The following is a 13,201-nucleotide window of genomic DNA, read 5'->3' on the forward strand; positions in this document are numbered from 1 at the left end:
TATTTCTGGAATTTATTTTTTCCGGATTTACTTTATCTAGAATTATTCCTGTATTAAACCTATAGTTCCCATCATAGGAATACTTTTCCTACAAACAAATACACCAACATGGTGATAAGCAGATGTTTTACGTATAATTAATTCGTTCGGCATAGTATTTCCCTGTAATCGCAATCGTACACTCTTGCACTTTGCATGAACTGTATTTTTAATAACCAAAACTAATTACTATGCAAAACATTACCTCTGGCTCTGCGCTTTGGCGCAAGAGCAGCCTGTCCTTATTCTGCTCTGTATTTTTTGCAGCAGGATCTCACTCGGCCAACGCAGCCTCCTATTATGTAAATGATAATAACACCGCAGGAGACATCTACACAACTGCAGTAGGTAGCAATTTAAACAGCGGAACTATGGCCTCGCCATATTTAAGCATTCAAAGTGCGATTGACGCAGCCTCATCTGGAGACACTATTTATGTAGATGCAGGAACTTATAATGAGAATGTTTCTGTAGACAAATCACTCACTTTACTGGGCGCAGGCAGTGGAGCTACCATAATTGATGGCGACAATAACGGTTCTGGTTTAGGTACTATTTTCCTTCCAACCGGTGGAAACAATATTCAAATTGGTGCAATGAGCCAAGGATTTCATATAATTGGAATTGACGGTCCTGCAGGGCTAGAAAAAGCCGCAATATATCTGCAAGGCACCCAATCCAACATCACCATTATTGATAATGAGATTGAAGCAAGAGGTGACGCAGGCTTGATGGGCGAACACAACGCATCAAATAACAATATTGTTATTGATAACAACCTAATATCTGGTCAAACCTTTAATGGTGCAAACCCTGCAGGTGTAGGGTCTGGAGCTCAATTCACCTTGCTAAATGTACCTCGCCAAGCGGTGGTATTTGGTGGTGGCGGTGGAACTACCAATACCATGAACTTCACGTTCACCAACAATGTGATTTCTACGGTAACTGGTGGCCAAAGTACTACTGACAATTCAGGAAACCCAATTTCACCAACCGATCAAGGAAATATGCTTGTAACGCTTGACCTAGTAGGGACCAACACCATTAGTGGAAACACTTTTAATGGAACAACCGTTTCATGGTATGCAGCCTTAAGAACTCGAGGTACTGGTTATACTATCGACAACAATATCTTTAACGGAAATTACCTTGTAGGGATGGCCACCGGCTCAAATGCCGTAGACGCTTCACTAAACTATTGGGGAGATGCCTCAGGTCCTAACAATCCTGTAAACAATGCTTGTGGAGCGGGGAAATATGTTCCAAATAATGTAACTCTTGCCCCATTCTACACAGACGCAAGTCTTACTACGACCTCTAATGGAGCTCCTTCTGTAAGCAACATTACACAAAACACATCTTTCTGCAGTATTCAAGCCGCTGTAGATGCTGCTAACGCTACAGATACAATTGTAGCTTCAGCCGGCACTTACGATGAAGTTTTACTGATAGACAAGGCACTAACACTGTTTGGCCCCAATGATAACATCAGCGCGGTAAATGGAACACGAGTTTCAGAAGCAATTCTTCTACAACGAGTTAATATTAGCGCAACCACTGATGTTACCATAAGTGGTTTTGAGTTTTTCGAAGTACCAGCCACGAGTACCTGGACGATATATATTTATGGTAATTCGAACAACTTCACATTCGAGAACAACCGTTTTATTGATAATGATAAAGACGCCATCCGTTCAGGAATAAGCTCAGCCACCGGAAATGTTACGGTAAAAGGTAATTTGATTGATGGACTCACAAATACGCTTTCATCAGGTATTTTCTTAGGAGGTATATATGGCACTTCTCTAATTGCTGACAACAAGATAGACCTCGCTTACAATGGAACCCCTACGGGATACAGTGGAATACAAACCCCTTCTGCTGATGGCTTAACCATCTCTGGAAACGAAATTTCAAATACCACGAATCAAGGTTTACAACTTGCAGGAACTTGCGGAAACGTTACTATCGAAAACAATTCCATTTCTAATACAAACACAGGCAATGGATCCGACAAAGGGGCTATAAGATTGTACGGCACAGCCTTTACTGGTCCGATTACCATTCAAAACAACAACCTCACCAATTCTTACAATGGTGTAGCTGTAAAAAATGGTGAAGACCTTACAGGACAAAACATTACCATCACGAATAACAACTTGACCGGCAATAGCAATAAAGCCATTTATAACGGTGCATCAACTGGCGGAGTAAACGCCCCTTGTAACTGGTACGGAACTACCGATGATGCAGCCATTCAGGCTCTTTTAGTTGGACTTGTAAACTACACTCCATTTTTGAACAATGGAACTGATAATGATATGGCTCAAGGATTCCAGCCTGTTCCAGGGGCTTGTGCAGTTAACCTAACTGGACTTTATGTAAATGACAATAACATCGCTGGTGACATTTACACCACAGCTGTGGGAAATGACGCAAACAACGGCTCAAGTTCAGCTCCGTATTTAACCATTCAGGCAGCAGTAAACGCAGCCTCATCTGGCGATACTATTTATGTAGATGCTGGGGATTATACACTAGCAGCTTTGACAATGACTAAAAGTTTGACCATTGTAGGTAGTAATTCGGGTAACCATGCGGCCTCAGGTTCTGGAAATATTCCTGCGGGAAGGGTTACTGAATCAGTAGTTACTATGACAGGAAGCCTACTTATTAATACAGATAATATCACAATTGATGGTTTGCATATTCGCTCGGCTGGCGTACGGGTAATCAGAAATACTGGTGTAGCTGCTGATAATTTCATTTTACAAAATTGTTTAATTGAGAACACGGCTAGTTCCGGACTTGAAATGTTACATTTTATAGGTACGGCTACTCGGGAAAATTGGATAATTAGAAACAATAGGTTCTCAGGAGTGCAAGGTGGCACTGGTGCTATTTATTTCAATGGAAGTGCCTCGGGACTTAAAAATATTTTAGTTGATGGCAATGATTTTATGGGTAGTAACGCAGCAGCCATTTTTGGAGGTGCCTCAGATTTAACAATTAGTGGGAACTATTTTGCGGCTACCAATTTACCGACCATTAATATGAATGACCTTGATAACCCGACTATTGAAAACAACACTATAAATGTTAATGGATTTGGTTTACAGCTTACCACTATAAATGGTGGAGTAATCAGAAGTAATACCTTTACGGGCATAAGTGCTTATGACTTTAGCGGTACTCTCTATATGCGTGGTATTGATGTTTTTGGTACTAGCTTCAGTGGTCCGAATTCTGCGGGTCTGGTAATTGAAAATAATATATTTCACGATTTTACGGCTGCGGTTATTAATACAAATGATCAATATCGTGGTATTCATTTCAGACAAGGTGTGGAGGACATAAGCGTTCAGAATAATACATTCACAAATAGTCATACGGCTTTAGGTATAGTTTCAGCAACCCCTGCAGTAGAGGGCATTACTTTAACAGAGAATGACTTGTCGGGAGCCGTGTTTGGGGTATTAAATGGATCTTCAAACGCAGTTGCTTCCACTTGTGACTGGTGGGGTTCGACAAGCTCAGCAACAATTGCTTCAAAAAACACAGGTACTGTAACTTTTGAACCATACTTAACGAATGGAACTGATAACTCAGGGGCAATAGGCTTCCAGCCAGCACCTGGTGCTTGTACAGTTAATTTAACTGCTCTTTATGTAAATGACAACAACACAACTGGTGACATTTTCACTACTGCAGTAGGAAATGATGCTAATAGCGGAACAAGCTTAGCACCATATTTAACAATCCAAGCTGCTATAAATGCCGCGGATGCAGGTGACACTATATATGTAGATGCAGGTGCTTACACCGAACAGGTAGAGATAACAAAAGATGTGGAAATAATTGGTGCCGGAATAGGTGTTACTACCATTTTGGGTTCAGCCAATATGCCTTTGTTCTTTACTACATCAGGTGACAATTATCCAATTGTATATGTACATGATGCAGACAGTGTAAACATCAAAGACCTCACTGTGGATGGTGACGGTAAAGGAAATAGCAATTACCGTTATCAAGGAGTAGGCTACAGCAACGCTGGTGGTACGTTAGATAATATTGAAATCACTAGTGTTATCGAAACTCCATTTAATGGAAACCAACATGGGATAGGCCTATTTGCCGATGCTTCTAGCGGTACAGCTCGCACACTTACTCTTAAAAACTCTATGATAAGAGATTGCCAAAAAAATGCTATATCTCTTTCTGGAGCTGACCTTACTGGCTATGTAAATGACAATATGATAACCGGAGCCGGTGCTATTGGAACTCCATTGCCTGCGCAAAACGGAATTCAATTTTATGGCACCGCTGGTGGCGAAATCAAAAACAACGTAGTGAAGGGATTTTGGTATACTCCAAATAACTGGACGGCTACAGGAATGTTACTTTATGCAAACGCAGGAAGTATTGAAGTTGATGGTAACAATCTTGACAGCAATGATGCACACATTTATGATTTCAATGGAGATGCTACTATTACCAATAATGATATAAAAGATGGTAATTATGGGGTAATTGTTCAGTCAAGTGGCACAAATGCTACTGCCACTGTTTCTGGAAACTCCGTGATGAATGTAGTTACGGGCATTGGTGTATATGAAGCTGGAGGTTCTACCGCCTCTGCTACCATCAATGAAAATAGTATTACCAGCATTTCAGACAAAGCCATTGAGAGTGATGCTGCCGCCACATTAGATGCTACCTGCAACTGGTATGGAACAACCGATGATGCTTCAATTCAGGCTCTTTTAGATGGCTTTTTAACTTACAGCCCATTCTTAAACAATGGAACTGACAATGATGTAGCTCAAGGGTTTCAGCCGGTTCCAGGGTCATGTGTTGCACCTTCTTCTCAAGCGGATAGCCTACTTATCGTATCAGACGCAAGCTGGATGATGAGCACAGAGGTTAACACTGTAGATGCATATAGTTACCCTTGGCGAGGGGTTACCACTCTTCCTGACGTATCTACTTACACCCTTCCTGCAGTTGTAGGTCAGCCGTACCACTATCACTCTATTGACAGTGTTGATGGTGCTCGGGTATTGCGTGGAGACAATGGAATTAGATTTTTCAGAACTACTTTTAATCTGAATGTTGACACAGGTGTAGCTGCACAAATCATCTCACGTATGGATGATGGAATGGAAATTTACATAAACGGACACATGATAGCACGTGAAGCTAACCGAACCACAGCAAACTTTTTAGGTCTTCCTCATAACTTAGTTCTTCTTCAAAATGGTGATCAGGACAATGGTCACAATGGTGATATGGAATTTGATATCGTGAATAATTACCGCTTGGATTCAGTAGTAGTAGCTGGAGAAAATGAGCTTATAATTGCTCTTAGAAATGCACCACAAACTTCTGACAAAGGTGGTTTCAGTTTCCGCATGGAGCTAAAAACCGGTGAAGCTTATATGCCAGAACTTACCGGATACTTGGTTTCTGATATAGAGTGGATGGAAAGCACAGTAACCACTCCAGGGGGAACTAGCTTTAACTGGTCTGGCGTTAGTGGTCTTCCAGCTGCAAATACATTCACTAAAAATGTAATGCTTGGTCAACCATATGGATATTATAGTATCGAAGAAGTACCTGGCTCATTTGCGATAAAGTCTGGTACTGATGTAACCTACTATACCAGAAGATTTACCATTATGGATTCTGCCGATGTAAATGTGCGACTACGTTCTACATTTGATGAAAGTGTGATGATTTATGTAAATGGGGTATTGATCGCGGCAGACTATTCTACAAACTACAGTGACCGCACTCTTGCAGCCCATGATGTAGACTTTCAAGCAGGAGGTACCATAACCAACGGAAATGCCGGAGGAGACTTGTTTGACCAAGTAGAAAGTGTTGACTTTGACAACATACTTCGTAAAGGAGATAATTACGTTACTGTAGCTCTTCGCAATAAAGGTATTACTGACAAAGGTGGCTTCTCCTTACGATTAGATTTAGACAAAGCAGGAAGCCCTGTAATCCGTAAAACCACCTCTGAAAGAAATGGGAATGAAGATAAAAAAGCAAACGACCTTCAAGTGAACTTTAATATTTATCCTAACCCAACCACAGGTAGAGTAATTATTGATCTAATTGAAAGCCCCACTGGAGACAACACAGTTACCGTGCTTGATTTGAATGGTAAGGTGATCATGAATCGCTCCTTGGTAAACCCACAAACAGGCATCATGGATATTGACTTAAGCGAACTTGCTAATGGAATGTATATTATCAGAGTAAAATCTGGGGATACAAACTACCAAAGCAAGCGAGTGATGAAGTTCTAAATTGATCCAAAACCATAACCCTACAGAGGCTGTCTCATTTTGAGCAGCCTCTTTATTTTATGAGCCAAACAATTGCGCTGGATTTATACTTTATGAGCTTTGTAGGCTTCAGCAGAATATTGGACAGCCAACTGGAAATACTAAATATGGATTCACAATCGGTGAGTTCTATCGCTACAAACCTGACGTCCTTGCAACCGGGCTTTGTTATATTTCTGGCCTTTGTGCTTTACAGCTTAATCCTTTCTACCATTCTTAAAAAAATTACGCCTAAGCGGGAATTGGAGTAGTTATAAAATGACAGCGTGCATTGCTTCACGCAAAGTCGCTAAGAAGCAAAGCTTTTAAGCTATTGTTTACCAACCCCCTTTTTAAAGCAACAATCCTTGGCTTTCTTGAACTTCTCCTTTTAGAATTTCAATTTTATTTAGCATTTCGGATTTAGAGCTTCGAGTTTCTCCTCGTTATCTCAAGTACAAAGTAGTCCCAACTCTCGGTTGCTCACCTACTTTCATGTTGTTTCGCTTGTATAGATACTCCAATCTAATCCCGAATTTTTGGGAAATAGAATGCATATCCTCTCCCGCCTCCACTTTGTGATAATTAAAATCACGAGCAGCCTTTTTCCGCTTTGGCTGCGTGTACAAACGTTGTCCTTCGCTCACCTTGGCATCCCATGAAAGATCATTGTACTTCAATAGTCTTTTCATTTTCACCTGCGTCTTCAGTGAAATAGACTCTAAAGATTCGCCCTCACCTACTTCAATGTATTTTACACCATTGGTAGACACATTTATCAAGGCCACCGCAATCTCCTTTTCCTCACCGTGAGGATTGGCATTATAGCCATTAAGGTCATACTTGTGAAGTTCATAGCGCTCAATCAAATCTATCAGCAATTTGGGGTATTTAGGATTTGTAGCATATCCCGCTTTTTTCAAACCTTTAGCCCAAGCTTTATAATCCGTTGGTGATTCTTCAAAAAGAAAAGCATAACGACTCCTGTTTTTCAAAAACAAGGAATGATCCTTAAAGCTCTCATCAGGATCTTTATATGATCTAAAACACTCGTTCTTTTTATCATCATCATGGTACACACGTTTGCCATCCCAGTCGGTGTGGCACTTTATACCAAAATGGTTATTGGCTTTGGTAGCCAAATAACTCTCGCCACTGCCCGACTCCAAAATACCTTGCGCCAAAGTAATACTGGCCGGTATTCCGTAAAGCTTCATTTCGCGGATAGCCACATCCTTGTATTTTTTGATATACGCCTGCTGTTTTCCTTGGGCAAAAACCAAGGAAACCATCATCATCATTACCAAAACCAATTTATACTTCATCAATAATTTATTTGTAATCCGCGTTTTTGCAAACGCTCGTTCATTCCTTTTATTCCTTGCAGCCCACCTGTGTGGATAGCCAAAATCTTAGTTCCGGCCTTTATTTCACCTTTTTCAATTTTGTCCAAAATTCCAAACATCATTTTTCCGGTGTAAATCGGATCGAGCGGTATTTGGTACTTTTCGTAAAGCGAATTCATAAAATGAATCAGCTCAGGCTGCACTTTTCCGTAGCCGCCAAAGTGATAATCATTTTGCAATGTAAGAGTAGCTCGGGTAGAAATTTTTCCCAAACCTTGTGTTGACAATTCTTGACCAAAATCCACAATGTGCTTTTGAATGGCTGGCCTTAAAAAATCTCCTCCTTTCAAAGCCGGGAAAAGCTGAAAGTTTGTTTCGTACCCACTGCTCATCATTCCAGCCATGGTAGTTCCTGTTCCTCCTGCTACACACACCATGTCAAATTGGTCTTTCACCTCATCCATTATATCCAGACAGCCGCGCATGCCGAGTACTCCTTTTCCACCTTCAGGCACCAAGTAAACTTCTGGAAGTGCCTCGCCCAGCATTCCCAAAAACTCAGGATTGTCCCGCTCATCGTATTGCTTGCGCGAAATAGCCTCGATTTCCATTCCGCAGCTGCGGCAAAAGTCAAGGGTTGGATTAGTAGTAATTTCTTCCCCTCGAATTAACGCTTTGGTTTCAAAACCATACATCTTACCCAAGGCAGCGGTAGCAGCAATATGATTAGAAAAAGCTCCACCAAAAGTGAGCATCACTTTTTTATTGCTTTCGCGAAATGCTTCATAATGGTATTTCAGCTTGCGCCATTTATTCCCACTCACCTCAGGGTGAATGAGGTCATCGCGTTTGATGTAAACTTCCACACCATTGAGCGTATCTACATGCTGAATAGGACTGTTTATTTTTTCGAATGAATTCAAGGGAAATTGAGTTTGAAAGGGCAAAGGTAAAGACCCTTATGTTCTTTATAAATTCCTTGCCCCGTCTTTCAGGCACCCTCCCAAAATAATCTGGACAAGCTCCCCAGAGGGAAACAAAACTACTTCAGCAACAAATCTAAAGCTTTACTCACCTCCTCCACCGGAAGCTGACAAACCCGATTCTCACACACATAAATCATGGTGCTGCCTTTTACAAAACGATTTTCGAGTAATGGTAAGTCACTTTCTTTCCAACTTCCCTGAATCAAAACATTAGGCACAAATTGCTTTTGCCACTCCATGTATTTTTCATCCGCCTCATTGCCCACAATGGCAACTTCGTAAAATGGATACTTAAAGTTCAAGAGCAAGCGAGCCCAATTGCTAAAGCTTTCGGGATAGGTTACCAGGCGTACTTTGTCCATTTGGGCTAGCATCTTTTCGCTTTGCGCTAAATAGCTTTCATTTCCCGTAAGGTGATACAAGTGAAACAGATTATGCGCCATCACTGAGTTGGCCGCAGGAATCACATTGTCATGCACCTCCATGCTTTTTGCGATAAGCTGTTTGGCATTTTTACTTCTCGTAAAAAATAAGCCAGTTCCTTCATCCTCAAAATTGGCCTTGGCGTATTTCATCCAGGCATTGGCCTGCTCCAAATATTTTACATCAAAGGTGGCTTCATACAAATCCAAAAAACCTTGAACAGCAAAAGTGTAATCTTCAATAAGGCCATCAATGCTGCTCTTTCCTTTTTTGTAAGAATGAAATAAGCTTTCATCTTTTCGCACTTGATTTTTCAGCAACCACTCCCCGTTCTTTTTGGCTAAATCCAAATAGTGAGAATCTCCAAAAGCCTTGTATGCATCAACCAATCCGGTAATCATCAAGGCATTCCAACTTGTCAAAGATTTGTCATCCAAACCGGGAGGCACACGATTTTCACGAACCTTCAATAATTCTTGCTCCCAGGCTTTCACTTTAGCAGAATCGGTATTTTCAGAATCATCGCTGCGCATCAGTACAATTCTGCCTTCCCATTTTCCTTTTTTAAGATCAAAGTAGTTTGTGAAATCTTCCCAGTCGCTATCGCCAATTATTTCCTTCAGCTCCACTTCGGGCCACACGTAATATTTTCCCTCTTCGCCTTCGCTATCAGCATCCAATGCCGAGTAAAACTCCCCATCAGGACCTAGCATATCGCGCTCCAACCATTCAATAGTTTGTATTACGATACTTTTATAAAGTGGGTTTTTAGTTTTTTGATACGCCCGGCTATAAAGGCTCACAAGCTGTCCGTTGTCATAAAGCATCTTTTCAAAATGCGGAACTTTCCACTCATCATCTACGCTATAGCGTGAAAAACCTCCACCTACTTGATCGTATATTCCTCCGAAGGCCATTTTGCGAAGAGTTAAATTTAATTGCTGCATGGCTTCTTCATTTCCCGTAAGGGAGCCATACTCCAGCAAAAACTCATAACCCACGGGCATTGGAAACTTAGGAGCACCAGCACTGCCTCCTTCTTTTTTATCAAAGTTTTTAGACCAGTTCTTAAAAAGCAAATCAATCTCTTCTTTGGAATAGTCGCCAGGTGTTTCGTTTGGACTAACAAGTTCAGACTGCACCACTCCTTCCGTTAGTTTCTCCGCATATTCCAGCACCTTTTCAGGATCATCATGATACACCTCCACAATGCTTTGCAAGGACTGCATCCACCCGTCCTTAGGAAAGTAAGTTCCACCCCAAATTGGTCGCCCATCAGGAAGTGTAATCACATTTAGCGGCCAGCCTCCACGTCCCGTCATCAATTGCACCGCGGTCATGTACACTTGATCCACATCAGGTCGCTCTTCACGATCTACTTTTATTGAAATAAAATGCTCATTCATGAGGGCTGCCGCTGCCGAATCCTCAAAACTTTGATGCTCCATTACATGACACCAATGGCAAGCTGAATACCCAATGCTAACAATCACCAACTTATTTTCTTTTTCCGCTTTAGCGAAAGCATCCTCTCCCCAAGGATTCCAATCAACAGGATTGTGAGCATGTTGAAGTAAGTATGGACTTGTTTCATTAATAAGTTGGTTAGTGTTCATTTTTAACGATTTTTGCTGCGCATCTGGCCCCTTGCATCCGCTCAAAAATGCGATAAATACAAGGAAACTGCTGATTACTTGAGGTCTATAAATTTTTATATAATTTGTAATTCTTAACATTAAGGTAATCTTAAGTGTGGACATTTGCCGCCCAAACGCCTAAAGGTATAAATACATGGATCCCTACCTACTAGTAGTCATTACTCTGGTTCTTCTCGCTGTTGCTGATTTGATCGTTGGAGTAAGCAACGATGCCGTAAACTTTCTCAACTCGGCCATCGGGTCAAAGGTAGCAGGAAGACAGACAATATTAATAATTGCCGCAGCCGGAGTTTTGTTTGGGGCCTTATCCTCTAGCGGAATGATGGAGATTGCCCGTAAGGGAATTTTCAATCCCGAGATGTTTGCGTTTTCTGATGTGATGGTGATTTTTGTGGCCGTAATGGTGGCAGACATTATTCTCCTCGATGTCTTCAACTCGCTTGGGTTACCCACCTCCACTACGGTAAGTATTGTATTCGATTTATTAGGGGCAGCCGTAGCTGTTGCCATTTGGAAATCTTTGGAATCCTCTAGCGGCTTTGCTGGTGTGGCTGAGGCCATCAATATAAGTACAGCAACTGCTATTATTTCGGGCATATTCCTCTCCATAGGTGTCGCCTTTTCCATTGGTGGAATTGTTCAGTACTTATGCCGACTTTGGTTTTCGTTCAAATTTGAAAAACACCTAAAAACCCATGGGGTGATTTTTGCCTCTATTGCGATCAGTATTATCACCTACTTCCTTTTGATAAAAGGGGCTAAGGGCAGTTCTTTTCTTAGTAAAGATGTTTCAAATTTTGTTGCCACACACACACTTGAACTAATGGGTGTGGTGTTCCTTATTTCCCTTTTGGTGATTTTTATTTTGGTAAAAACTGTAAATGCGCACCCTCTGAAAATTGTAGTATTTACGGGTACATTCTCACTAGCCATGGCCTTTGCAGGCAACGATCTTGTAAACTTTATTGGAGTTCCACTAGCAGGATACCAGTCTTTTAATATTTGGGATGGCAGCGGTATTGCTCCAGATATGTTTATGATGGATCAGCTTGGCGCAAAAGTGCAAACTCCTTTCGTCTTTCTTTTGCTGGCAGGTTTGATTATGGTAGTAACACTATGGTTTTCAGGCAAAGCACAAAAGGTAACTGAAACAGAGGTAAACCTTGGTCGTCAGGATGCTGGTGAAGAAAGGTTTAAGCCCAATTTGCTTTCCAGAGTAATTGTGGGAGGTGCACTAAACATGGGTTCATGGATGCGTACTACTTTGCCTGCAGGCGCTGTAAGACGTATGGACGTTAGATTTTACAAACGGATTGCCGAAGTTTCAGATTATGATCGTCCTGCTTTTGACTTGGTACGTGCTTCGGTCAACCTGATTGTAGCTAGTTTCCTTATTGCATTAGCTACCTCGTTCAAACTTCCTCTTTCTACTACTTATGTATCATTTATGGTGGCTATGGGTACATCATTGGCTGATAAAGCTTGGGGGCAAGAAAGTGCCGTGTACCGTGTAGCTGGAGTACTTAATGTAATTGGAGGATGGTTAATCACCGCTTTGATGGCTTTCTTTACCGCTGGTGCATTTGCCACAGGTATTTACTTTGGAGGCCCATGGGTAGCTATACTTTTGGGAGTATTAGCCCTTGCTTTCTTCGTAAATAGCAACCTTCGTTTCAACAAAAAACAAAAGGCAGAAACTAAGCTTAAGGCTCAGGAAATTGATCCAGAAAAGCAAGAACGTCTTTTTGAAGTTTTAAAAGAAGACATTATTAAGCTACTGGCCTTTGAAGATGAAGTTGTAGATCATGCTTTTAAATATATAAAGAAAGAAAAACCAAAGCCTGTTCGTAAGTTAAACCATGCTTGGAAAGACTTTGAAGCAGAAGCCGACAAACTCAAAAAAGTGGTTTACAAGCATGTGCTTAAGAAATCTTCGCACAGTGAAGAATATGGAGTTGCACTTCTGTTTAATCAGCATCATATTGATGATTTGAAGAAAAACCTGAGTGCATTGGTTGACCTTATAACCGAACACGAAAAAAATCATCAATCGCTGCCTGAAGAAGATTATGTAAAGATTGTGCTTAATCTAAAGCCGTCTTACCAGGCCTATGATAAGTTGATTTCTGAAAAGCTTGAAAGAGACTTGTTGCTAAACATCGATGACTTGCTGCGTCTTAAAAAAGAAACTCAGGAAGAAATGCAGGATGCATTGAATCAACTAATGGTTATTTCTTCTCAAAAGCACATTAGCCATAAGCAAGCAATTGTACTTTCTGAATACATTTTACTGTTAAAAAACTTAGTGGCCATTAAAGGGCGTATCGTTCAAAATTACCAGAGAGGTAAAGATGCTGAAGGAAGTATACTAGATGCGATAGTGTAAATAAGATTTAGCTAATAGATATAACAAA

The 13,201-nt window shown here is 41.0% G+C and carries 6 protein-coding genes; 3 read left to right on the forward strand and 3 right to left on the reverse strand.

From position 1 onward, the window contains the following. The first annotated feature begins 230 nt into the window (after window positions 1-230). Window positions 231-6,356 (forward strand): right-handed parallel beta-helix repeat-containing protein, encoded by a 6,126-nt coding sequence (locus tag OWEHO_RS09125; protein ID WP_014202187.1) that lies wholly within the window; start codon window positions 231-233, stop codon window positions 6,354-6,356. A 59-nt stretch (window positions 6,357-6,415) separates the two neighbouring features. Then, complete coding sequence (locus tag OWEHO_RS09130; RefSeq protein ID WP_041627529.1) at window positions 6,416-6,646, forward strand: hypothetical protein; 231 nt, start codon at window positions 6,416-6,418, stop codon at window positions 6,644-6,646. Between the two features lie 174 nt (window positions 6,647-6,820). Here the strand turns inward: OWEHO_RS09130 and OWEHO_RS09135 are convergent, their stop codons facing one another. The 3 genes from OWEHO_RS09135 to OWEHO_RS09145 form a co-directional block, all read right to left on the reverse strand. Then, window positions 6,821-7,699: a glucosaminidase domain-containing protein gene (locus OWEHO_RS09135; RefSeq protein ID WP_014202188.1), complete on the reverse strand. Its 879-nt coding sequence runs from the start codon at window positions 7,697-7,699 to the stop codon at window positions 6,821-6,823. Continuing rightward, window positions 7,699-8,643, reverse strand: a complete 945-nt coding sequence (locus OWEHO_RS09140; RefSeq protein WP_014202189.1) for a 1-aminocyclopropane-1-carboxylate deaminase/D-cysteine desulfhydrase — start codon at window positions 8,641-8,643, stop codon at window positions 7,699-7,701. The genes OWEHO_RS09135 and OWEHO_RS09140 overlap by 1 nt, the downstream gene beginning before the upstream one ends. Window positions 8,644-8,762: 119 nt before the next feature. Continuing rightward, on the reverse strand, window positions 8,763-10,745 hold the full coding sequence (locus tag OWEHO_RS09145; RefSeq protein ID WP_041628131.1) for a thioredoxin domain-containing protein: 1,983 nt from the start codon (window positions 10,743-10,745) through the stop codon (window positions 8,763-8,765). A gap of 175 nt (window positions 10,746-10,920) precedes the next feature. Between OWEHO_RS09145 and OWEHO_RS09150 the strand changes: the two genes are divergently transcribed. Beyond that, window positions 10,921-13,173 carry an inorganic phosphate transporter gene (locus OWEHO_RS09150; protein ID WP_014202191.1) on the forward strand — a complete coding sequence of 751 codons (2,253 nt, stop codon included), beginning with the start codon at window positions 10,921-10,923 and terminating at the stop codon, window positions 13,171-13,173. The last annotated feature ends 28 nt before the right edge of the window (window positions 13,174-13,201 follow it).

The sequence above is a fragment of the Owenweeksia hongkongensis DSM 17368 genome, assembly GCF_000236705.1.
Lineage (GTDB): Bacteria > Bacteroidota > Bacteroidia > Flavobacteriales > Schleiferiaceae > Owenweeksia > Owenweeksia hongkongensis.